A 22,080-nucleotide genomic window follows, 5' to 3' on the forward strand; every position below is an offset into this window, starting at 1 on the left:
CGCGCTCGCCTATTTCGCCTTCTTACCCGCGATGACGATGCCGTCTTTGTTGGTGTTGCTGTTGGCCGTTGCGGCGACTTTGACCTTCTCTTTTTTCGGCTTTTTGGTTTCGCGCTTGTTCGCGCCGGTCCCTTTGGACATGGGGTGGCTCCTTATGGCTGCTCCCGATGGCGTTATGCCGGACGGGTCGATTTTCGTGATCGATGCGCAACGGAGGGCAGGGTTGCCTGACGGGGTGTTCGCGTCAGGGCGATGCGGCCTATGGGCAGCGGGCTTGCGCATCTCGGGGCGCGAGGGAGCCTGCATGGGAAGGGTGGGCTTTGGAGGGGTGTTTGGCAAGGGGTATGATTGGGAGCGTCGGGGCGCTAGAAGCTAGATTTATATCAATAAGCAACCTAGGCTCAGGACTCATAACCAAAATATATCGGTGGCGGCGAGCATGATGGCGGAGAGGAAGACCGTTGGGCCTCTGTCGTAGCGTGTTGCGACGCGTCTCCAGTCTTTAATCCTGCCGAACATGCGCTCGATACGGTTGCGTCGTTTGTCGCGTCTCTTATCCATTGCCCGGCAGTGCATTGCAAAGCAATGTCACGAAAGGGGTATTTGATGGTTGTCTTGCGTGATTTGCGTCTAGGGATAGAGGGGCGAGTTCCCTTGTCTATAAGGCCTTCTCGGAACCATTCAGCGTCATATCCTCGATCCGCTGCCCGGCAGTCGAAACACAGTTTCGATGAGAGGGGATCGAAATTGTCTTATTGTCTGGGGCCTGCTCGGCCAGTCCCATCATGATCCGGGCGAACACATCCATGTCACTCCAGCGCTTCCAACGATTATACAAAGTCTTCGGCCGCCCATATTCCGCAGGCGCGTCACACCACCGTAGACGGGGCTCCGCCCGCTCATGCCTTGAAACGTCCACTGGACGTTTCATCGGGCCCGCGGCCCGAACCGTCATTCGCCCCGTTGCGGTTAGTGAAAATAATCCCGCTCAGAACGCGTCTCTTAATGCCCACCGTCGAATAACGCTTAAAAATCCCATGTCTATCACTCCAATATCCCCCGACACATCCTGTCAGGAGCAAGGTTGCACATGGGTCATTTCTCAGTGACAATTCTGACCTCTACTGGGTCAGTTGTGAGTGACATTCAACATACCGGGTTGTACGATTGTTCGAAGCGGTGTTAGCGAATCATAGTCCGAAAAAGGTTGATTTGTACAACATCTGTACAATAAATCGGTGTTGTGCGGCGGTTAGCAGTGTTCAGCGATGAGAATCGGCTGAAAAAAGAGTCAAAGAAAATCAGTTACTTAATTCAGTAATGATTCTCTATGAGAGTACGAATTGGAGCGGGCGAAGAGATTCGAACTCTCGACCCTAACCTTGGCAAGGTTATGCTCTACCCCTGAGCTACGCCCGCATCCTATTCGTTCGCCGGATGTATAAAGTCTGGCCCAACCCCGCAAGAGCAAATGTCGCCATGTGCAGTTTTTTTTCAACGGTCCTAGACCGATGCAAACGCGAATGAAACCAAACAGAAAATCGACACGAGGAACGACGCCAGCGTCAGCATCATTCCCCCGACGCGCAAGTTCATCTTGGGCGGAGACGCGGAAAAGCCGTAACCGTGCGCCGCGCGGCCCAACACCAAGAGCATCCCGACCACATGCAACGCGTTGGGTGCTGGGGTCTGGAATTCGACCAGCACCATCAGCAAAAGACCAAATGGCGCATATTGCGCACAATTGGCCTGCGCACGCATGCGTTTCATCAGGCTTAGTGCGAATGATGTAGGGCCCAACAAGGACGATGCGCTGCTCGCTAGGAAAAGTGTCTGTTTTCCATTGGGTTGCGGCGTCGAAATTTACTTATGCGCATGAGTTGTGAACGCGCTGGGCACGATAAAGCGCATCAAATAGGGCGTTGGTTGCGTGCTGCTAGGCGACAATTTGATTCTTCACGTCAGCGACGATGTTTCGTCGATGCACGCCACTCGTTTGGGGCAATGATGGCCGACACGCGCGCTAAATCGCTTGGGGGTCGTCTTCCGGCAGAGCATCTAAGTCGGAACGTGGCGTGAGACCCAGCGCGATGTCTTCGCTGTGGGCAATCACGCCGCCCTTTGTCAGCAACAAAAGCCCGTAGGCCGCTGGTTCGTCGATTGAAAGCGTGCTGTCGGGACGAAGCAGATCAAGCGGCGCTTGATGGCAAGTGCTTTTGAACATGGTAAACGCCACGCCACGCGCTTGACCTGAAATGGTCCGGTGGACGTGGCCACAAAAAAGATGCGCAGGTGCTGCGCGCAACCGATCAAGCAGTTCATCACCGTTCACCAGCGCAATTGCATCCATCCCCGGCAAGCCAACGGGATGGGGTGGGTGATGCGCAAACACCAGCGCCATGCGCCCACCAGCACCTGCAAGCGCTGCATCGAGCCATGCCAGGCGACCCGCGCACAACCGACCGGAATGGGCGGGATTTGCGGCGGCGTCATGGGTGTCCAGCGTGATGATGCGGTGGTGCGCTAAATCAATAATGCGCTGCACGTGGCCTTGCGGTGTCACTGTGGCTTCGGGAAACGCAGCGCAAAACCGCGTGCGTTGGTCGTGATTGCCCAGCATATAGGTAACGGGGATGGGGCAGTCATGCAGCAGATCGCGCAGCTTGTCATATTCTTCCGCACGGCCGGAATGGGTCAAGTCCCCCATTAGAATCAAGGCCCTAGCGTCTGGATGATCGCCCAGTGCCGCGTCTAACGCCTGTTGCAGCCGCGCGGTGGGATCAAGCCCGATGATGGTCTTGCCCGCCCCGCGCAGGTGCAAGTCGGTGAGAACGAGAATCTTATCCATTTGTTGTACCTTTGGCCGCCATGGCACCGATGGCTTCTGCGAACTCGACCAGATCCCAGCGGTTGCCAAACGGATCGGTGAAAACCGCGACGGTGCCGTAGAGCTCGTGGCGGGGGGCTTCTTCAAATGTTATTCCAGCGGCCAAATAGGCGGCGTGGTCGCGCGCAAAATTGTCAGTCTCAAGGATCAACCAAACGCGCCCACCGCCTTGGCGGCCTATCGTGGCGATCTGTTCTGGCGTTGTGGCTTTCGCGATCAGGAATGCGGTTTCGGCCCCCCTTGGTGCAACTTTGACCCAGCGTTTGTGACCTTGGTCGGTGTCCTCGATCAGGTCGAACCCCAACTGGCCGACAAAGAATGCGATCCCTGCATCGTAGTCGGGCACGAGGATCGACAGGCTGGACAGGCGTTGCATTATTGTGGAACCGTCAAAGTGATTTTACCGACGTGGATTTTAGCGCTGAACGCCGCCTGCGCCGCGTGAATGTCGCGCAAATCGTAGTTTGCGGCGATCTGGGGGCGCAGTTTGCCCGCTTGCACATACCCAATCAGGTCCGCAAAAACCGACGCGGGTTGGAATGTGCTGCCAAACAGCGTCAGGTCGTTCAAATACAGCGTGCGCAGGTCCAGATCGACAATCGGCCCGGCAATCGCCCCCGCCGTCACATAGCGTCCGCCGCGTTTCAAACTGTCCAGCAACGCAGGCCACGCAGGGCCACCGACCAGATCAATCACCACATCAAACTGGCGCGCCGGCAGGGTCGCATTACGGGCTAATATGTGGTCGGCCCCAAGTGCCTTGACCGCGTCCGCCTTGGCGGGTTGTGTCATGGCCCAAACGTCGGCCCCACGCAGTCGCGCCAATTGAACCGCTGCCGCCCCGACGCCGCCGGATGCACCGGTTATGAGAACGCTCTCACCCCCGACGGACGCCCGTTGCAACATGTTTTCGGCAGTGGAAAACGCGCAAGGAATCGCGGCCCATTCAGGGTCCGACAACGTATCGTCAACGACGTAGGCTTCGGCGGCGAAGGTTTTGTTATATTGGGCAAATCCGCCGTTATATTCGGACCCGAAGGTGTCGGTCATAAAGGCTGCGCCACCAGTGCCGGTGGATTGCATTGTACGCACGATCACCCGCTCACCAATGCGCCTCGCGTCCACATCCGCACCGACGTCAACAATATAGCCGCAACAATCCGCGCCTTGGATGATCGGAAACGGCAGGGGGGTGCCAGACCAGCCGCCGTCTGTATTCCCGTCGGCGTCATTGCTGGCCGATACATCGTCTGTCGCGCCGGTGACGGCCTTTGAATACCAGCCAATCCGCGTGTTAATATCTGTGTTGTTCACGGCTGCGGCGGCGACTTTGATCACGACTTCATCGGGTCCAGCGCTGGGCACAGGCAGGTCATCACGCCACACCAACATCTCGGGCCCGCCATGGCCTAGTGTTGCAACGCCGGACATGGTTGTCGGTAAATCGAGTGTCATTTTGGCCCCACTTATTAGAGACCACCCCGCGGGGCGGCCACAAAATTTAAATACAAATTTTGTCTCATTCCAACTCCACCAATAAATCCTTGGCGTCGATCTGGCTGCCTGCCGCCACGTGAATGGCTTTGACGATCGCTTTGCGTTCGGCGTGGATGCCAGTTTCCATCTTCATCGCTTCGATGGTCAACAATAAATCGCCCTCTTTGATCTTCTGTCCGGCCGTGACCACAACGCTGGCCACAACGCCGGGCATGGGGGCGCCGATGTGGGCGTCATTGCCAAGTTCGGCTTTGGGGCGCTGCTTGATCGCCGCATCGGCCAAACGGTTTGGCACACGGATGGTGCGGGGTTGGCCGTTAAGCTCAAAGAATACCTTTACCTCGCCCTCTTCATTGGTTTCAGCCACCGCCTGCAGAAGGATTTCCAAGGTCTTGCCGGGGTCGATTTCAGCAGAAATTTCTTCGGCGGGTTCCATGCCATAAAAGAACGTGCGCGTGGGCAGGGTGCGCACGGGACCGTAGGTTTCATGGCGCTGGGCGTAATCGGTATAGACCTTAGGATACATCAGATAGCCGTTCAGGTCTTCATCGTCGATGACCTTACCATCCAGTTTGGCGGACAGCTCCGCGCGCATGGCCTCTAGATCGACAGGCTTCAAATGTTTGCCGGGCCGGGAAAGGTTCGGCTTTTCGTCCTTCAGGACCTTATTGACGATTGTATCAGGGAAACCGCCGGGGGGTTGGCCAAGGTTGCCGCGCATCATGTCGATCACTGAATCGGGGAACGACACATCAGTGTTGGGGTCTTCGACCTGCGCGCGCGTCAGGTTCTGGCTGACCATCATCAGCGCCATATCACCTACCACCTTGGAAGACGGCGTGACCTTGACGATATCCCCGAACATCTGGTTCACGTCGGCGTAGGTCTGCGCCACTTCGTGCCAGCGTTCTTCAAGGCCCAAGGACCGCGCTTGCGCCTTGAGGTTGGTAAACTGACCACCGGGCATTTCGTGCAGATACACTTCGGACGCGGGGGCCTGCAGGCCGGATTCGAACGCCGCATAATGCGCGCGTACAGTTTCCCAATAGTTGCTGATTTCCCGGATGGCCGCGATATCAAGGCCGGTGTCGCGCTCCGTGCCTTTCAACGATTCAACAATCGTTCCCAAGGTCGGCTGCGACGTGTTGCCAGAAAAGCTGTCCATCGCTGCGTCGATACAATCAACGCCAGCCGCCGATGCTGCCAGCACGGTCGCAATGGCCGCACCACTGGTGTCGTGGGTGTGGAAATGGATCGGCAGGCCGACCTCGTTTTTCAACGCCTTAATCAACACGGACGCGGTGTTGTGTTTCATCAAGCCGGCCATGTCTTTTAGGCCCAACACATGCGCACCGGCCTTTTCCATCTCTTTGGCCATGCCGACATAGTATTTCAGATCATATTTGGATCGGGTCGGGTCCAGCATATCGCCTGTGTAGCAAATCGTGCCTTCGCAGACCTTGCCTGCATCAATCACCGCATCCATCGCCACGCGCATGTTTTCGACCCAGTTAAGACTGTCAAACACGCGGAACACATCAACGCCTGATACGGCTGCTTGGCGCACAAATTCCTGCACCACGTTGTCGGGGTAATTGGTGTATCCGACGCCGTTGGACGCCCGCAACAGCATCTGCGTCATGATATTGGGCATCTTGGCACGGATGTCGCGCAGCCGCTGCCACGGACATTCCTGCAAGAAACGATAGGCGACATCAAACGTCGCGCCACCCCAACATTCCATCGAAAACAGACCCGACATATTGGCGCCATAGGTTGGCGCGACGCGGATCATATCAATCGAACGCATCCGCGTAGCGAGCAAGGATTGATGCCCGTCGCGCATGGTGGTGTCGGTGATCAGCAGGTGTTTTTGGTCGCGCATCCAGTCGGCCACGGCTTGCGGGCCTTTTTGATCCAGAATTTGGCGTGTGCCACTGGGGATGTCTTTGCTGCGCATGGCGGGCGCTTTGGGCGCGATCGCTTCGGCACCAGGTTTTGGGCGGCCAGCCGTTTCGGGATGCCCGTTGACGGTGATGTCGGCGATATAGGTCAAGATTTTCGTCGCGCGGTCGCGGCGCGGTTTGAAATCAAACAGGCTAGGCGTCTCATCGATGAATTTGGTGTGGTATTCGTTGTTCAGGAACGTCGGGTGTTTCAGCAGGTTTTCAACGAACGCGATGTTGGTCGACACGCCCCTGATGCGGAATTCACGCAACGCGCGGTCCATCCGCGCAATCGCAGCTTCGGGGGTTGGCGCCCATGCGGTGACTTTCGTCAGCAAGCTGTCGTAATAGCGCGTGATCACAGCGCCGGAATACGCAGTGCCCCCATCAAGCCGGATACCCATGCCCGTGGCGCTGCGGTAGGTTTGGATGCGGCCATAATCGGGGATGAAATTGTTTGTCGGGTCTTCGGTTGTAACACGACATTGCAGCGCGTGACCGTCGAGTTTTACGTCATATTGGCTGGCACATCCCGTGGCTTCGACCAGCGATTTGCCTTCGGCGATTTTGATCTGTGCTTGCACGATATCGATGCCGGTGACTTCTTCGGTCACGGTGTGTTCGACCTGCACGCGCGGATTGACTTCGATAAAGAAGAATTCGCCAGAATCCATATCCATCAGGAATTCGACGGTGCCTGCACATTCGTAATTCACGTGTTCGCAAATCTTTTTGCCCAAGGCGCAAATCTGTTCGCGCTGTGTGCCCGACAAATATGGCGCAGGCGCACGTTCGACGACTTTTTGGTTGCGGCGCTGCACGGAACAATCGCGTTCCCACAGGTGGTAAATGGCATCGTGACTGTCGCCAAGGATCTGAACCTCGACGTGACGCGCGCGCATGATCATCTTTTCAAGGTAACCTTCGGAATTGCCGAATGCGGCCTCAGCCTCGCGGCGGCCTTCCAGCACCTTTTCTTCCAATTCATCCTCGGACATGATCGCGCGCATGCCGCGCCCACCACCGCCCCATGACGCCTTGAGCATCAGCGGATAGCCGACTGCGGCCGCCTCTTTCTTAATTGCCGCCATATCATCACCAAGAACTTCGGTGGCGGGGATCACCGGCACACCTGCATCCATGGCGACGCGGCGCGCGCTGGCTTTGTCGCCAAGCTGGCGCATGGTTTCGGCCCGTGGACCGATGAATTTGATGTTGTTGGCGGCGCAGGCATCTACGAAATCCGGATTTTCGGACAGCAGGCCATACCCGGGGTGGATCGCGTCGGCACCACATTCTATCGCAACGCGAATAATCTCATCAATACTAAGGTAGGCGGCCACGGGGCCAAGCCCCTCACCGATGCGATACGCCTCATCCGCTTTGAACCGGTGCAACCCGAGTTTGTCTTCTTCGGCATAGACCGCAACAGTTTTCTTACCCATCTCATTGGCGGCGCGCATGATGCGGATGGCGATTTCACCCCGATTTGCGATTAGGATTTTCTTGAAATCAGCCATGGTGCGGTCCCCTCATTTTGCAGTTGCAGCATTTATGAAGATTTATGTGCAAGTGTAAACTGCTTAGGACGGGTCAACTTAGTGCTGAGAATTGCACCTGTGGCGGGCGGTGCGCACCTGCGGTGTGCGCGACAGCAAGACAGAAGGGGCGCTGCCCCCGCTTCGCTCCCCCGGGATATTTTTGAGACAAAGACAATTGCAGTCCTTTGCTTTGCGCCGTTAAACGTTTTCTTTTCCGTACTGACAGGAAAGACACCATTGGTCATATTGATCGGCCAAGATGGATATGAAGGACGTGTTGAATTTGGGATGCGCCGCGTTGCGGATCAAGTGGACGCCCCTTACGGCAGATGTTCTTCGACGTTCATTCAGCGCTGGGCTGCGATGTGCCATTGGGCGATTTAACGGCAAACTAGTTGTGAACATTAAGTGAACATGGGCTTTTCTTGATCACGCTTTAGCGCTAGGTTGCCGCCCATGAGCCAATATTCTGACGAAGATGCCTTTGAGGCCGCCGCCGCCCCCAGCACGAGGGCCCAACCGTCGCTGTCCCAACGGGCGACGGCCGCACCCCATGTGGATTATTTTGCGGGCTTGAACCCCGCACAGCGTCAAGCGGTTGAAACGCTGGATGGTCCTGTTTTGATGCTCGCGGGGGCTGGCACGGGTAAGACCAAGGCGCTGACCTGCCGGATTGCGCATCTGATGGCCACAGGCCGCGCCCGTCCGGATGAAATTTTAGCGGTGACGTTCACCAACAAAGCCGCGCGCGAAATGAAGAACCGCATCAGTGGGCTAACGCAAGGCGCGTCCGAGGGGATGCGCTGGCTTGGCACGTTCCATGCGATCTGCGTGAAACTGTTGCGCCGTCATTCGGAACTGGTCGGTTTAAAGTCTAGTTTTACGATTTTGGACACGGACGACCAGATGCGCCTGCTAAAGCAGCTTTTACGCGCGTCCGATATTGACGAAAAACGCTGGCCGCCACGCATGCTGGCAGGAATCATTGATGGCTGGAAGAACAAGGCGTGGACCCCGGCGCAAGTTCCGGTGGCTGAAAGCAGTGCCTTTGACGACAAAGGCGTCGATCTATACGCCGCCTATCAGCAACGCTTAAAAGACCTGAACGCCTGCGATTTTGGCGATTTGTTGTTGCATATGGTAACGATTTTCCAAACCCACGCTGATGTGCTGGCGACCTACCAACGCTGGTTCAAATACATCCTCGTGGACGAATACCAAGACACCAACGTCGCGCAATATTTGTGGCTCCGCCTGCTCGCCCAAGGGCATAAAAACATCTGCTGCGTGGGTGATGATGACCAATCAATTTATGGCTGGCGCGGCGCGGAAGTCGGCAACATCCTGCGGTTCGAAAAGGACTTTCCGGGCGCGCATGTGGTGCGTTTGGAACAGAATTACCGTTCAACGGGGCATATTCTGGGCGCGGCGGCTGGCGTGATTGACGCCAACAAGGACCGCCTTGGCAAGACGCTGTTCACCGATGGGGAAGACGGTGAAAAGGTACGCTTGATCGGCCATTGGGACGGTGAGGAAGAAGCGCGTTGGATCGGTGAAGACATCGAATCCATGCAACGTGGCACCCGTGGGCTCGACGCTATGCCGCTAAATTCCATGGCCATTCTCGTGCGCGCATCACATCAGATGCGCAGCTTTGAGGATCGGTTCCTGACTATCGGTTTGCCCTACCGCGTCATCGGAGGGCCACGGTTTTATGAACGCATGGAAATACGCGACGCGATGGCGTATTTTCGGCTGGCCGTCAGCCAAGACGATGATCTGGCGTTTGAACGCATCGTCAACACACCCAAACGCGGGCTTGGCGACAAGGCGGTGCAGACGATCCAGATGACGGCGCGTAGCAACGGCGTGAACCTGATTGAAGGCGCGCGGCTTTGTGTCAACGGTGGCCTGATTAAGGGCAGGGGCGGCAATGCCCTGCGCGATCTGGTGCAGGGGTTGGATCGCTGGCATGGGCAATTGCACTGCCGATCAAACGGGGCGACACGCCGTGAACTACTAGACGATGAAGACTCCGTCATTGATGATGGCCCCACCGTTGAGGTCTTTGACGGCGCATCTAACGTGAACCACGTTGAACTGGCCGAGGTGATATTGGACGAATGCGGCTACACCGCGCATTGGAAAAACGAAAAAACACCCGAGGCACCGGGTCGCCTTGAGAACTTGAAAGAACTCGTTAAAGCCCTTGAAAACTTTGACAGTTTGCAGGGTTTCCTTGAACATATCAGCCTTATTATGGACAATGCCAAGGACGAAGAGGACGACAAAGTCACCATCATGACGCTGCACGGCGCCAAGGGTCTGGAATTCCCGTCGGTGTATTTGCCGGGCTGGGAAGACGGGTTGTTTCCGTCACAGCGCAGCATGGACGAAAGCGGGCTAAAAGGTCTCGAGGAAGAACGGCGTCTGGCCTATGTCGGCATCACGCGCGCCGAAAAACATTGCACGATTTCGTTCACATCCAGCCGTCTTGTGTATGGCCAATGGCAATCCCAAATGCCGAGCCGGTTTATTGATGAGCTGCCCGAAGAAAACGTTGAGGTTCTGACGCCGCCGGGCCTTCATGGCGGCGGGTTCGGGGCGGCCGGCATGTCGGCACAGGCAAATCCGGCCAGCGAGGGCATGGCGTCCACGTTGCACGAAAAGATGGCCAAGGCTGACGTCTACAATTCCCCCGGATGGCGACGTTTGCAAAGCCGATCCCAGCAGCGGCCCATGACCCAACCCAAAGAATCCCGCAACGCGGTGATCGATCTGAAGGCCACGTCGTCGTTCACCACCGGAGAACGCGTGTTCCACCACAAATTCGGCTACGGTGAGGTGATGGAAATTGAGGGCGACAAGCTGTTGATTGAATTCGACAAAGCTGGCGAAAAGAAGGTCGTGGCAAAGTTCATCGTCAGTGCCGACAGCGCTAATGATGTGCCTTTTTGAACGGCATTCCACCAATTACACCGATGTTCTGATCACGCCATCGCCTGACAGCTCGGCCCAGTGGTGTCCAAGGTTGGAAGCGCATCGGGGCAATGCAATATGACCGCTTGAGAGCGGCCCCTATGTCATAACGAATGATGCGTCGATTATCGCGGTCCCCGCCACAAGACGTGTCATCTCAAAAGGGGGCTGGCCTACGTTTGAGCAGAGTATTTCAGTAAGGGCCAGCCAAGTTTGCCTATGCCGCCCTTGGTGAAATCGATGGGCTGGGCGTTGCACCATGACAGCGAAAGCAGGGTGGCGTTGGTTGATTTGGCGTCTGCGCGCAACGCCGCGCTAATGGCCGATGAAAACATCCGTATTATCCACGGCATGCACAACAAACACGCCTAGGGCATCATATCGCCGCGGTGAACAAATTTGGAAACACCACCGGAACCAGCGTCAGCACCAACACCGCCGCCATGATGATGTTAAAGGTGCGCAAACGTCTGGGCGACGTCAAAAACCGCCGCATTTGTTGGCCCAAGGCCGTCCATGACGCGATGCAGGGCATGCTGACCGTGCCGAATGACAGCGCCACAATCCCAACAGCCCACAGCGCGCGTGATCCGTCTAGGGCGGTGGCATAGGTGGTGATTGCGTAGACGCTCATTGACCATGCCTTTGGGTTCACCCATTGGAACGCAGCTGCCTGCAAGAACGTCAGCGGCACACCTGCGGTTTGTGGTGCGTCCGCCAGTTTTGGCGCCGCCGTTGCGATTTTCCACGCCAGCCACAACAGATAGGCAATCGACACGATTTTCAGAATGCGGTCGGTGACAGGGAAGGCGTCGAATATCTGCATCAACCCGACGCCGACCAGCGCGATCATCACGGTGAACCCAATCGTGACACCAAACATATGCGGCAGCGTGCGCCGCACACCAAAATTTGCCCCCGACGCCATCAGCATCGCATTGTTCGGCCCCGGCGTCACGGTGGCGACAAAGGCAAAGCCCAACAGGGCGAGGAAAATATCATAGCTCATGAACGCAATAATATACGGCTCAATGCGCAATGAAATTGCCAAACTGCGCCGAATTACGTTAAGCTGACAATCTATGACACTAATTGATCCCATTAACGCGCGGATATTGCGTGAATTACGCAAAGACGGGCGGATCAGCAACCTCGCGCTGGCCGACAAAATCGGCCTGTCGCCGTCGGCCTGTCTGCGACGAGTGCAAGACCTTGAACGGCGCGGCGTCATCACAGGCTACCGTGCCCGCCTTGATCCCACGCAAACCGGACAGGACTATGTGGTTTATGTCGCTGTCGGGCTGGCCGAACATTCAAAAGCGGCACAGCTTGGGTTTGAACGCGCGATGGACCGATTTGATGAGGTCGCTGAATGCCACAACATTGCCGGTGCATTCGAATATCTGCTGCGGGTCGAAACGGCAAATTTGGCGTCGTATAAAACATTTCACACCGACCGCCTCGGGACTGTGCCGCATGTGCGATCCATCACCAGCTACATGGTCATGGGATCCCCGAAAGATATGCGCGCCTGACATACCTCCAGACACAAAAAAAGCGACGAGACCCGGGAGGAGGTAGGTCTCGTCACTTTCATGTGTGGGCCACATCTCTGGGAGGAGAAAGCAGGCCCGGTCTTATGTGGGCCACATCTCTGGGAGGAGAAAGCGGGCCCGGTCTTAGTCGCTAATCAAGTGCGGCGGTGTCAGGGAGGAGGAAAGACACCGCCGCGTCTTGATCGCAGCGCCCTTCCCTCGGGAGGAGGAGAGTGGGCGCGATCACGGGGCATCTTCCGGGAGGAAGAGAAGGCCCCGATTCCGGAATTTCTTATGCTTTGACGTAGGCTGCCTCGCGGGCAACAGCTTGTAATGTATGCTGGTTTAAGCCCAGATCGTTCAATTCACGCTTGGTCAGTGATTCCAATTCGCGCAAGGTTTCGCGATATGTCTGGTACTGACCAAAGCGGATTGCCAACGTGTTGCGCAGATTGGCAAAGTGCGAGACGGCTGATGTGCCAAAGATGCGCGTGTCAGATGTGTGTGCCATGTTCATTCTCTTTCAAGGTTTGACCCTGATTATGGGTCTGCAAATCCAGCGCCGTATTGCGCCTTCGAGAACCATAAATAGGGAATTGCTGCACCTGCACAATCCCCCGCCGCATCAATGCTGCTATGCAGAATGTGCATGGTTAACGACTTGAAATTGTTTGGGTTAGCGCGATCAAGGGTTTTGACGCGGGGTAACTCTGCAAAATGCCCAAAACATCGGCGCTGTTGTCTTAACGATAGGCGGTCTAAGAACGCGGCGATAATGGTGACGAAAAGGCAGTTGGACCATGGCACTTACAAACGAGACGATTTTGGCAGCGCTAAAGACGATCGGTCTGGCCGACGGCGGCGATCTGGTGTCGCGCGATATGATTCGCGCGCTCAGCATTGCCGACGACAAGGTGCGCTTTGTCATCGAAGCCCCAGATGCGGCGATGGCCAGCCAGATGGAACCGATCCGTCAAGCCGCCGAAATGATTGTCGCGAAAATGGATGGCGTGGCCTCGGTGTCTGTGGTGCTGACAGCGCACAGTCCAAACAGCGGCCCATCCAAGCAGCCGCCACCGCCCGCAGACAAGGCACCGCCAAACCTGACCATTGGTCGCCACCCAACCCCGCAAGCGGGCCCCGAAGGGGTGCCCGGTGTCGCCCGTATTGTGGCTATTGGCTCCGGTAAGGGTGGCGTTGGTAAATCAACGGTCTCAAGCAACCTTGCGGTGGCACTGGCCAAACAAGGTCGCCGTGTCGGTCTGCTCGATGCTGATATCTATGGCCCTAGCCAGCCGCGAATGATGGGCGTGAACCAGCGGCCCGCAAGCCCGGACGGCAAAACTATTATTCCGCTGCGAGCCCACGGTGTAACAATGATGTCGATTGGCCTGATGACCGACCCGGGCAAGGCCATTGTCTGGCGTGGCCCGATGCTTATGGGCGCGTTGCAGCAGATGTTGACGCAGGTCGAATGGGGTGAACTGGATGTTTTGTTGGTGGATCTGCCCCCCGGTACGGGCGACGTGCAACTGACGCTGTGCCAGAAAACTCACCTGACCGGGGCGATTGTTGTGTCCACCCCGCAGGACGTGGCGCTCATTGATGCGCGCAAGGCGATTGATATGTTCAACACGCTCAAGACGCCGATCCTCGGGTTGGTTGAAAACATGTCCACATATATATGTCCGCAATGCGGCCACGAGGCGCATCTGTTCGGTCACGGCGGCGTTAAGAAAGAGGCTGAAACCATCGGTGCCCCGTTCCTCTGTTCACTGCCGATTGATCTGGACACGCGGTTGGCAGGCGATACTGGCACGCCGATTGCGGCGGGTGATGGGCCAATAGCGGACGCCTATGCGACCCTCGCCAAGCGGTTGATCGATGGCGGCTTGGGCTAACGTTTGCAAATCCGTCCCGCCACCGATGCCGATTGGCCCGCGATCTGGGGTGTCCTGCGTCCGGTGTTTCGCGCTGGTGAAACCTACGCCATTGATCGCGACATATCCGAAGATGCGGCGCGCGCCCTATGGATGGACGCGCCCGCTGCGACCTATATCGCTGAGGATCGTTTTGCTCAGGACTGTTTTGTCCAAGACCGGGCGGTTTTGGGCACCTACTTTATAAAGACCAACCATCAGGGCGGCGGACGCCACGTTTGCAACAGTGGTTATGTCACTGCGCGGGCGGCGCAGGGCAGGGGCATCGCCGCCAAGATGTGCGACCACTCGCAACTGGCGGCCCGCGATTTGGGCTACACCGCGATGCAATTCAATATGGTGCTGGCGTCAAACGCAGGGGCGGTGCGTCTGTGGCAACGGCTGGGCTATGATATTGTTGGCACATTGCCGTTGGCATTCAATCATCCGATCCTCGGATTGGTTGATGGCCTTGTGATGTGGAAAGCACTGTAGCAGCTGCGCATTGCGGGAAATCGTGGTACTGGCGCACCAATTGCGAATCAAACCCCCTAAATAGACCTGTGATTCGGTAATAAATGGCCGTAATTCAGCCCAACCAGCTGCAACTTGATAACCAAACTGGAGAGAATCCGGGAAAATATGGAACATTTTTTTCGCACGGATAATTATCCATATGCTGTGGGTTATGGCTCAATAACCACATAATGTGCTGTTCGTCCACAGCGTTGTCCACAACCTATTGTATTTCGATGACCCCAGAAACACCATCTAGTACCATGTATTCCCAGAAAATCCTTGGCGTAACGTGAATTCCCGTGCATAAAGGTTGCAAGAAGACGGGCAGACAATACGGGGCACTAAACGACCCCACCAACCGCAAGGTTAGGTTTCATACAGGCACCCATTTTCTTGAACGAAGAGAGCAGGCGCGCGAGCGAGCAGACATCCCCCCAGGTGGCGCGCGCAGCTGGACTTACCCGGAAACGGGACGAGGGCGGTGGATCAGGCAGTGGCAGCAGTCTGATCCGCCGTTTTCCGTTTTAAATCAAGTATTTTCGGGGGACGAGTGGCAGGAGCTGCGGGACAGTGGGTCTGAGTTTCAGAGGCGAATTCAACCAAAAGGTTGACGGTAAGGGACGCATGTCGATCCCCGCTGATTTTCGCGTTGTACTCACCGACGGCGATCCGCGCTGCCCTGAAAATCCACTCCCCCGCATGGTCGTGTTGCACGGTCCGCACCTGAAAAATTGCCTTCATGCCTACACGATTGAGGCCATGGAAGAGATTGAAGACGGTATCAAAGCCCTGCCGCGCGGCTCTGACGCGCGCAAACGCGCGTCGCGGATGATCCTTGGCAAATCGTGGGACACCGAAGTCGACAAAGACGGACGCATCGTCCTGCCCCAACGCCTGCGGCAACAAATCGGGCTGACGGGCGAGGCAACAATGGCCGCCATGGGCGATTTCTTTGAAATTTGGAATACAGAGACCTACGCTGAGGCCGAAGCCGCAGAAGCGGCCGCTATGGAAGAAGAATTTGACGGTGATTTTGACCCGCTGTCCCTGATTGATCCACCGAAAAATCCATCGGGAAGCGTGTGAACGATGGGGACCACTGATGACACCCCCCCCCATATTCCTGTTCTGATTGGGCCACTGATTGCGGCCTGTTCGCCGATCTCTGGCACGTGGTTGGACGCTACATTCGGCGCGGGCGGCTATACGCAGCGTCTCTTGGCGGCTGGTGCCGACAAGGTGATCGGCGTCGATCGCGATCCGGCAGTATTCAAAATGGCACAATGGGCAGCAGATAATCCTGCAATTACCCTCGTGGAAGATACATTTTCCAACCTTGACACGATAGCGTCTGACCTAGACGGGATCGTTCTCGATCTCGGCGTATCGTCCATGCAGATCGATCAAGCAGAGCGTGGGTTTTCATTCATGAGGGACGGTCCGCTCGATATGCGGATGGGACAGGAGGGGCAAAGTGCGGCTGACATTGTCAATGAAGCGGACGAAACCGATCTTGCTGACATTTTATATATCTATGGGGAAGAACGTGCATCACGCCGTATTGCCCGTAAGATCGTTGAGCAAAGAGATCGTGAACCTATCACAACAACACTCCGTCTTGCCAAGCTGATCGAGGGTTGTTTGCCGCGATCAAAACAAGGCCAAAGCCATCCTGCGACACGGTCGTTTCAGGCCATTCGGATCGCGGTGAACGACGAATATGGCCAACTTGCCGAAGGATTGGAAGCTGCTGAACGGGCCTTGAAACCAGGCGGTTACTTGGCCATCGTGACGTTCCATTCAGTTGAGGATCGTATGGTTAAACGGTTCTTGCAGCAACGCGGCGGCGGCATGGGCAACGCCAACCGGTATTCTCCTGTGCTTGAGACCGAAAAACCGAGCTTTGAGATCATTACGAAAAAGGCCAAAGCGGCCGACGAAGATGAAGTTGCACAAAACCCAAGGTCGCGCTCGGCCAAGCTGCGGGTGGCGCGGCGCACGGACGCGCCCGCTGGGGCGCTAGATCGATCAAAAATCGGCATGCCACAATTGAAAGCCATCCGTTAATGCGTTCAATATTCTACATAATTTCCGGTTTGATGGTGATCGGCCTTGCGTATTGGGCCTATCACGAAAACTACGAAACGCAGGCGTCTTTGGGTGATGTGCGCAGTTTGCACCGACAGATCGGGACGGCCTATGAACGGCTAAACATGCTTGAGGCCGAATGGGCCTATTTGAACCGTCCGGACCGGCTTCGCGACTTGGCCGAATTGAACTTTGACCGTCTTGGGCTGCTGCCCCTGATGCCCGACGCGTTTGGGCGCATCGATCAGGTCGCCTACCCGACTGACCTCATCTTCGACCTGTCAAATTCCGTCGAAGTGTCCAGCGACAACGCCCCCAAGATCGACTCTCCCCTTATTGATTCGGAGCTGACCGAATGATTCGCACCCCACTGCGACCGCTGGCCCGTATCCTGAAAGCCCGCGATCAGGGTCAAAATACCGATGCGATTGAAGCGGAAAACGTCCGCCTTCGCCATGAAGACGACCACGACCGCGACCGCAATCGTGCCGAAGGGCGTTTGTTGGTCATGGGCATCGCATTTTTCTGTGCTTTTTTGGCCATCGGCGCGCGTATGGGCATGCTTGCCGGATCCGTTCCCGAAGAACCAATAGCGCAGGCATCAGGGTCGCCTATTATCGGGCAACGATCTGATATTGTTGATAGAAACGGTCGTGTTTTGGCGATGAACCTTGATACGCACAGCCTTTACGCACAAATCCCCGACATGATTGACCCTGCAAAAGCGGCGCGTGATCTGGCGGAAATTTTCCCTGAACTGGTAGAAGAAGACCTGTTCGCTGATTTCACTGGTGGACGCCGTTTTCTGTGGATCAGGCGCCAAATTTCTCCAGAACAGATGCAAGCCGTGCATGATATTGGCGATCCTGGCCTGTTATTCGGTCCGCGCGAAATGCGCCTTTATCCGAATGGATCAGTCGCGGCACATATCCTAGGCGGGGCCACATACGGGCGCGAAGGTGTGAATTCCGCCGAAGTCATCGGTGTTGCGGGCGTCGAAAAATTCTTCGATGATTTCTTGCGTGATCCCGCCAACGAAGGCGCACCATTGGAATTGTCAATCGACCTGACCGTGCAGGCGGCTAGCGAACGGGTGTTGCAAGGTGGCATGATGTTGATGTCCGCCAAAGGCGCGTCGTCGGTGTTGATGGATGTCCACACGGGCGAAATTATCTCAATGGTTTCGCTGCCCGATTTTGATCCCAACGACCGCCCCCGCGTCCTGACGAGCGGCGACCAGTCCGACAGTGTGTTGTTCAACCGCGCGGTGCAGGGCGTCTATGAACTGGGCAGTGTTTTCAAGATATTCGCAGTGGCGCAAGCGATTGAGATTGGCCTGATCGAAGCCAGCACAATGATCGACACACAGGGGCCTCTGGCATGGGGCCGTTTTCGCATCCGCGATTTTCACGATTACGGTCCGCAGCTGAGCGCCGAGGACGTTATAATAGAGTCGTCCAACATTGGCACGGCCCGCATTGCGATGATGATCGGTGCAGATCGCCAGCGCGAATTCCTCGGCTCGCTCGGCCTACTTGTGCAAACCCCGGTTGAAATGATCGAGGCCCCAACAGGCGATCCATTGCTGCCCGCCAATTGGTCGGAAATTTCCGCCATGACAATATCTTACGGTCATGGGCTGTCATCCTCTATTGTCCACCTTGCCACTGCGTATGCCAGTCTGTTGAACGGCGGTTATCGCGTTGAGCCCACAATCGTGCGCCAAGACGGGCCGCGACACGGGCCCCGTGTGGTCAGCGAACAGGTATCCACGACAGCCCGCGATATGCTGCGTGCCACTGTCGTTCGCGGCACAGCATCGTTTGGCGATGTGCAGGGCTATGAGGTCGGCGGCAAGACCGGAACAGCAGATAAACCGCGCTCCACGGGGGGCTATTATGATGATCGCACCATTGCGACATTCGCGTCGGTTTTCCCCGCCAACGATCCGCGATACGTGTTGATCGTGACGCTGGACGAACCATCTGTCGAAGCGCTCGGTGAACAGCGTCGCACCGCCGGTTGGACAGCCGTACCCATCGCTGCCGAAATGATCCGCCGCGTCGCACCGCTTTTGGGCCTGCGTCCAGACGTTGAAACCCTGACCCCAACCGGTGTAACACTTACGTCGAATTGAAGATGGGCTTCTAACCAATCGAGGTCGAACATGAACCCCCAAGCTGAACACAAAACGTCATCACTGGCCGCCCTTGGACTGCGTGGGCAAGGTGGGCGCGAAGCGACGATTACCGGCCTGTCCGTTGACAGCCGTGACGTCAAAGTCGGGACATTGTTTTTTGCCCTTCCCGGCACAAAAGTCCACGGTGGTGACTTTATTCAGTATGCCCTGCGGATGGGCGCCACAGCGATCTTGACGGATGCACAGGGCGCTCAGATTGCAGCCAACGAACTGGCCGAAAGCACTGCCGCGCTCATCATTGCCGAAGATCCGCGCGGCGCATTGGCGTTGACCGCGTCGTTGTGGTTTGGGGCGCATCCTGAAACGATGATCGCGGTGACGGGGACAAACGGCAAAACTTCCGTATCGACGTTTGCGCGCCAAATCTGGATTGAAATGAACCTCGCGGCGGTCAATCTTGGCACGACAGGTGTCGAAGGCGCGTGGACCCATCCGCTGAAACACACAACGCCTGAACCGATCACACTGCACCGCACCCTCGCGCACGCAAAATCGAACGCCATCACCCACGTCGCGGTGGAGGCGTCATCGCATGGGCTGGATCAGCGTCGTCTGGACGGGGTCGTGCTGTCTGCCGCGGGATTCACGAACTTCTCGCATGATCACCTTGATTATCACAAAACGTTTGAAGCGTATTTTGACGCCAAGATGGGGCTGTTTACACGATTGCTGCCCGAAGACGGCGTCGCGGTGATCAACATTGATGACCCAAAAGGCCCCGAGGTCGTGCAGATCGCGCAAAACCGCGGGCTGGAAACCATCACCGTTGGCCGCCACCCCGATGCGCGCTTGAAATTGACTGGCCAGCGGTTTGATTCCACGGGCCAAGAAATTCTGTTTGATTGGCAGCGGGCCAGTCACTCGGCGCGCCTAAAGCTGATTGGCGGGTTTCAGGCGGACAACGTGTTGCTTGCCACTGCTTTGGTCATCGCGGCAGGTGGTGACCCGGAAGAAGTGTTCGACACACTGCCTTATTTAACTACTGTTCGGGGCCGCATGCAGCACGCAGCGACGCGGCGCAATGGCGGGTCGGTTTTCGTTGATTACGCCCACACGCCCGATGCCGTGGCCACCGCGTTGATGGCGATGCGCCCGCATGTGATGGGTAAACTCATCGCAATTGTTGGTGCGGGGGGCGATCGCGACACAGGCAAACGCCCGCTGATGGGGCAGGCGGCAGCACAAAACGCTGACATGGTGTTCGTGACCGATGATAACCCAAGATCAGAAGACCCGGCCACCATTCGCGCCGCTGTCATGGTGGGTGCGCTGGAAAACGCCGCTGGAAAAAGTGTGATCGAAGTCGGTGATCGCGCCGAAGCCATTCTGCGCGGCGTTGATGCCCTCGGCCCCGGTGATGCGTTGCTGATTGCGGGGAAAGGCCACGAAAGCGGACAAATCATCGGTGATGACGTGCTGCCGTTTGACGATGTGGAACAGGCAAGCGTCGCAGTTGGCGCGCTGGACGGAGACCTTTAGATGTCCCAAGATACCACTCCAAATACGAACCCAGATACGACTCATGACACAATCCTATGGACATCCGATGATGCCGACGCCGCGACAGGTGGGCAATCCACCACCAAATGGGACGCCACGGGCGTGTCTATCGACACCCGCACCATCCAATTGGGCGATTTGTTTGTCGCACTCACGGCAGAACGCGACGGACATGATTTTGTCGCGTCAGCACTCGCCAAAGGCGCTGCCGCTGCCATTGTGACCCACCGCCCCGCTGGTGTGGCTGACGATGCACCACTGCTGATTGTAGCGGATGTTCTGGCGGCACTCGGCGCGCTGGGGCAGGCGGCACGGGCGCGAACATCTGCCAAAGTCCTCGCCATCACTGGCTCCGTCGGTAAGACGTCTGCAAAAGAAATGGCGCGCGCAGTTTTGTCGCACCAAGGCCGTGTTCACGCCGCGCAAGCCAGCTACAACAACCACTGGGGCGTGCCCCTGACGCTGGCGCGTATGCCCGCTGATTGCGACTTTGCCGTCATCGAAATTGGCATGTCAAACCCCGGTGAAATTGCGCCGCTGTCGCGCTTGACGCGACCAGATGTGGTGATGATCACGACCGTGGGTGCCGCTCACCTTCAGGCGTTTGACGACATTTCAGGCATCGCGCGCGAAAAAGCCTCAATCATCGACGGGCTATCATCGGGCGGCGTTGCGGTGCTGAACGCGGACATCGACTCCAGCCAGGTGCTGCAAAACTACGCCTCAAAACGCCAGGTCACACAGGTATTGTTCGGGCAGATGTCGCGCACGTGGAAACTGGAACACGTGGCATTGGCGCAAGGCCAGACCTTGGTGCAGGCCGATACGCCCAATGGTCCGCTGATGTTCAAATTGTCCACCGCAGGACGCCATTTTGCGATGAACGGGCTGGGCATTCTGGCCGCCTGCGCCGCCCTTGGTGCGGACCCTGTTCTGGCGGCGATAGACCTTGGCCATTGGGTGCCCCCCGCAGGGCGTGGCACCCATGAAGTCGTCACGTTTGATCCCGCGATGGAACATGAAACGCTGATCCTGATGGATGATGCGTTCAACGCCAACCCGACATCAGTGACCGCCGCTTTGGAAGTCCTTGCCGCGTATCAACCGCTCGACAATGTCGGCCGTATCGTCAAAGGGCGGCGTGTCGCGATCCTTGGCGATATGTTGGAACTCGGCCCGCATGAGAACGCGATGCACAGCGATCTCGCCAACGATCCGTCCATGCCCGTGCTGCATCTGATCCACTGCGCTGGCCCGCGCATGCGCCACCTCTATGACGCATTGCCCGACACTCAGCGGGGTCAATGGGCTGAAACGGCTGATGGTCTTGTGCGCAAAGCAGCCCAGTTGGTGGATGCTGGCGATATCGTGCTGGTCAAAGGCTCTAAGGGATCAAAAATCAGCCTTGTCGTTGACGCCATTCGAAAACTGGGGCATCCCGATGCACCTAAAGGTTCCATATGAACCGA

General features: G+C 56.9%; 19 protein-coding genes, 1 tRNA gene and 2 pseudogenes. 12 read left to right on the forward strand and 10 right to left on the reverse strand.

The window, feature by feature from the left end:
• Positions 1–9: 9 nt before the first annotated feature.
• The 8 genes and pseudogenes from OAN307_RS30655 to pyc form a co-directional block, all read right to left on the reverse strand.
• Positions 10–141 (reverse strand): hypothetical protein, encoded by a 132-nt coding sequence (locus OAN307_RS30655; RefSeq protein WP_085982881.1) that lies wholly within the window; start codon positions 139–141, stop codon positions 10–12.
• A gap of 267 nt (positions 142–408) precedes the next feature.
• Positions 409–1,001 (reverse strand): annotated as a pseudogene (locus tag OAN307_RS25925) (transposase); the annotation flags it as partial.
• Positions 1,002–1,344: 343 nt separating this feature from the next.
• A tRNA-Gly gene (locus OAN307_RS05965) sits at positions 1,345–1,419 on the reverse strand.
• An 84-nt stretch (positions 1,420–1,503) separates the two neighbouring features.
• Positions 1,504–1,803, reverse strand: a complete 300-nt coding sequence (locus OAN307_RS05970) for an MAPEG family protein (protein WP_245540974.1) — start codon at positions 1,801–1,803, stop codon at positions 1,504–1,506.
• Between the two features lie 220 nt (positions 1,804–2,023).
• Positions 2,024–2,848 (reverse strand): phosphodiesterase, encoded by an 825-nt coding sequence (locus OAN307_RS05975; protein WP_015498915.1) that lies wholly within the window; start codon positions 2,846–2,848, stop codon positions 2,024–2,026.
• Positions 2,841–3,263, reverse strand: a complete 423-nt coding sequence (locus OAN307_RS05980; protein ID WP_015498916.1) for a VOC family protein — start codon at positions 3,261–3,263, stop codon at positions 2,841–2,843. The genes OAN307_RS05975 and OAN307_RS05980 overlap by 8 nt, the downstream gene beginning before the upstream one ends.
• A complete protein-coding gene (locus OAN307_RS05985; protein WP_015498917.1) occupies positions 3,263–4,342 on the reverse strand; it encodes a zinc-binding dehydrogenase in 1,080 nt (359 codons plus the stop codon). Before OAN307_RS05985 ends, OAN307_RS05980 begins: the two co-directional genes overlap by 1 nt.
• A gap of 64 nt (positions 4,343–4,406) precedes the next feature.
• Positions 4,407–7,850 (reverse strand): pyruvate carboxylase, encoded by a 3,444-nt coding sequence (gene pyc / locus OAN307_RS05990; protein ID WP_015498918.1) that lies wholly within the window; start codon positions 7,848–7,850, stop codon positions 4,407–4,409.
• A gap of 267 nt (positions 7,851–8,117) precedes the next feature.
• Here pyc and OAN307_RS28815 point away from each other — a divergent pair, with 267 nt between their 5' ends.
• The 3 genes and pseudogenes from OAN307_RS28815 to OAN307_RS28820 all read left to right on the forward strand — a co-directional run.
• Complete coding sequence (locus tag OAN307_RS28815; RefSeq protein ID WP_187292547.1) at positions 8,118–8,255, forward strand: hypothetical protein; 138 nt, start codon at positions 8,118–8,120, stop codon at positions 8,253–8,255.
• 72 nt (positions 8,256–8,327) lie between these two features.
• Positions 8,328–10,829 (forward strand): ATP-dependent helicase, encoded by a 2,502-nt coding sequence (locus OAN307_RS06000; protein WP_015498920.1) that lies wholly within the window; start codon positions 8,328–8,330, stop codon positions 10,827–10,829.
• Between the two features lie 219 nt (positions 10,830–11,048).
• A pseudogene (locus tag OAN307_RS28820) lies at positions 11,049–11,222 on the forward strand (DUF6157 family protein); the annotation flags it as partial.
• Positions 11,223–11,226: 4 nt separating this feature from the next.
• On the opposite strand, the gene OAN307_RS06010 reads toward OAN307_RS28820, so the two are convergent.
• The gene (locus tag OAN307_RS06010) at positions 11,227–11,859 is read right to left on the reverse strand and encodes a LysE family translocator (protein WP_044043295.1); all 633 of its coding nucleotides are present in this window, start codon (positions 11,857–11,859) and stop codon (positions 11,227–11,229) included.
• Positions 11,860–11,932: 73 nt separating this feature from the next.
• Here OAN307_RS06010 and OAN307_RS06015 point away from each other — a divergent pair, with 73 nt between their 5' ends.
• Entirely contained in the window at positions 11,933–12,385 is a 453-nt protein-coding gene (locus OAN307_RS06015; RefSeq protein ID WP_015498923.1) for an Lrp/AsnC family transcriptional regulator, read from the forward strand.
• A gap of 292 nt (positions 12,386–12,677) precedes the next feature.
• Here the strand turns inward: OAN307_RS06015 and OAN307_RS06020 are convergent, their stop codons facing one another.
• Positions 12,678–12,896, reverse strand: coding sequence for a DUF1127 domain-containing protein (locus OAN307_RS06020; protein ID WP_015498924.1), 219 nt, complete (start codon positions 12,894–12,896; stop codon positions 12,678–12,680).
• 289 nt (positions 12,897–13,185) lie between these two features.
• Between OAN307_RS06020 and OAN307_RS06025 the strand changes: the two genes are divergently transcribed.
• From OAN307_RS06025 to OAN307_RS06060, 8 genes are all read left to right on the forward strand, one after another.
• A complete protein-coding gene (locus OAN307_RS06025; RefSeq protein ID WP_015498925.1) occupies positions 13,186–14,286 on the forward strand; it encodes an Mrp/NBP35 family ATP-binding protein in 1,101 nt (366 codons plus the stop codon).
• A gap of 3 nt (positions 14,287–14,289) precedes the next feature.
• Positions 14,290–14,799 (forward strand): GNAT family N-acetyltransferase, encoded by a 510-nt coding sequence (locus tag OAN307_RS06030; protein WP_015498926.1) that lies wholly within the window; start codon positions 14,290–14,292, stop codon positions 14,797–14,799.
• 594 nt (positions 14,800–15,393) lie between these two features.
• Positions 15,394–15,909, forward strand: a complete 516-nt coding sequence (locus OAN307_RS06035) for a division/cell wall cluster transcriptional repressor MraZ (RefSeq protein ID WP_044043297.1) — start codon at positions 15,394–15,396, stop codon at positions 15,907–15,909.
• A 3-nt stretch (positions 15,910–15,912) separates the two neighbouring features.
• On the forward strand, positions 15,913–16,890 hold the full coding sequence (rsmH, locus tag OAN307_RS06040; protein ID WP_015498928.1) for a 16S rRNA (cytosine(1402)-N(4))-methyltransferase RsmH: 978 nt from the start codon (positions 15,913–15,915) through the stop codon (positions 16,888–16,890).
• Complete coding sequence (ftsL, locus tag OAN307_RS06045) at positions 16,890–17,270, forward strand: cell division protein FtsL (RefSeq protein ID WP_015498929.1); 381 nt, start codon at positions 16,890–16,892, stop codon at positions 17,268–17,270. The genes rsmH and ftsL overlap by 1 nt, the downstream gene beginning before the upstream one ends.
• The gene (locus tag OAN307_RS06050; RefSeq protein WP_015498930.1) at positions 17,267–19,048 is read left to right on the forward strand and encodes a peptidoglycan D,D-transpeptidase FtsI family protein; all 1,782 of its coding nucleotides are present in this window, start codon (positions 17,267–17,269) and stop codon (positions 19,046–19,048) included. Before ftsL ends, OAN307_RS06050 begins: the two co-directional genes overlap by 4 nt.
• A 30-nt stretch (positions 19,049–19,078) precedes the next feature.
• Positions 19,079–20,590: a UDP-N-acetylmuramoyl-L-alanyl-D-glutamate--2,6-diaminopimelate ligase gene (locus OAN307_RS06055; RefSeq protein ID WP_015498931.1), complete on the forward strand. Its 1,512-nt coding sequence runs from the start codon at positions 19,079–19,081 to the stop codon at positions 20,588–20,590.
• Positions 20,591–22,075 carry a UDP-N-acetylmuramoyl-tripeptide--D-alanyl-D-alanine ligase gene (locus OAN307_RS06060; RefSeq protein ID WP_015498932.1) on the forward strand — a complete coding sequence of 495 codons (1,485 nt, stop codon included), beginning with the start codon at positions 20,591–20,593 and terminating at the stop codon, positions 22,073–22,075.
• The last annotated feature ends 5 nt before the right edge of the window (positions 22,076–22,080 follow it).

It is taken from the genome of Octadecabacter antarcticus 307 (assembly GCF_000155675.2).
GTDB lineage: Bacteria > Pseudomonadota > Alphaproteobacteria > Rhodobacterales > Rhodobacteraceae > Octadecabacter > Octadecabacter antarcticus.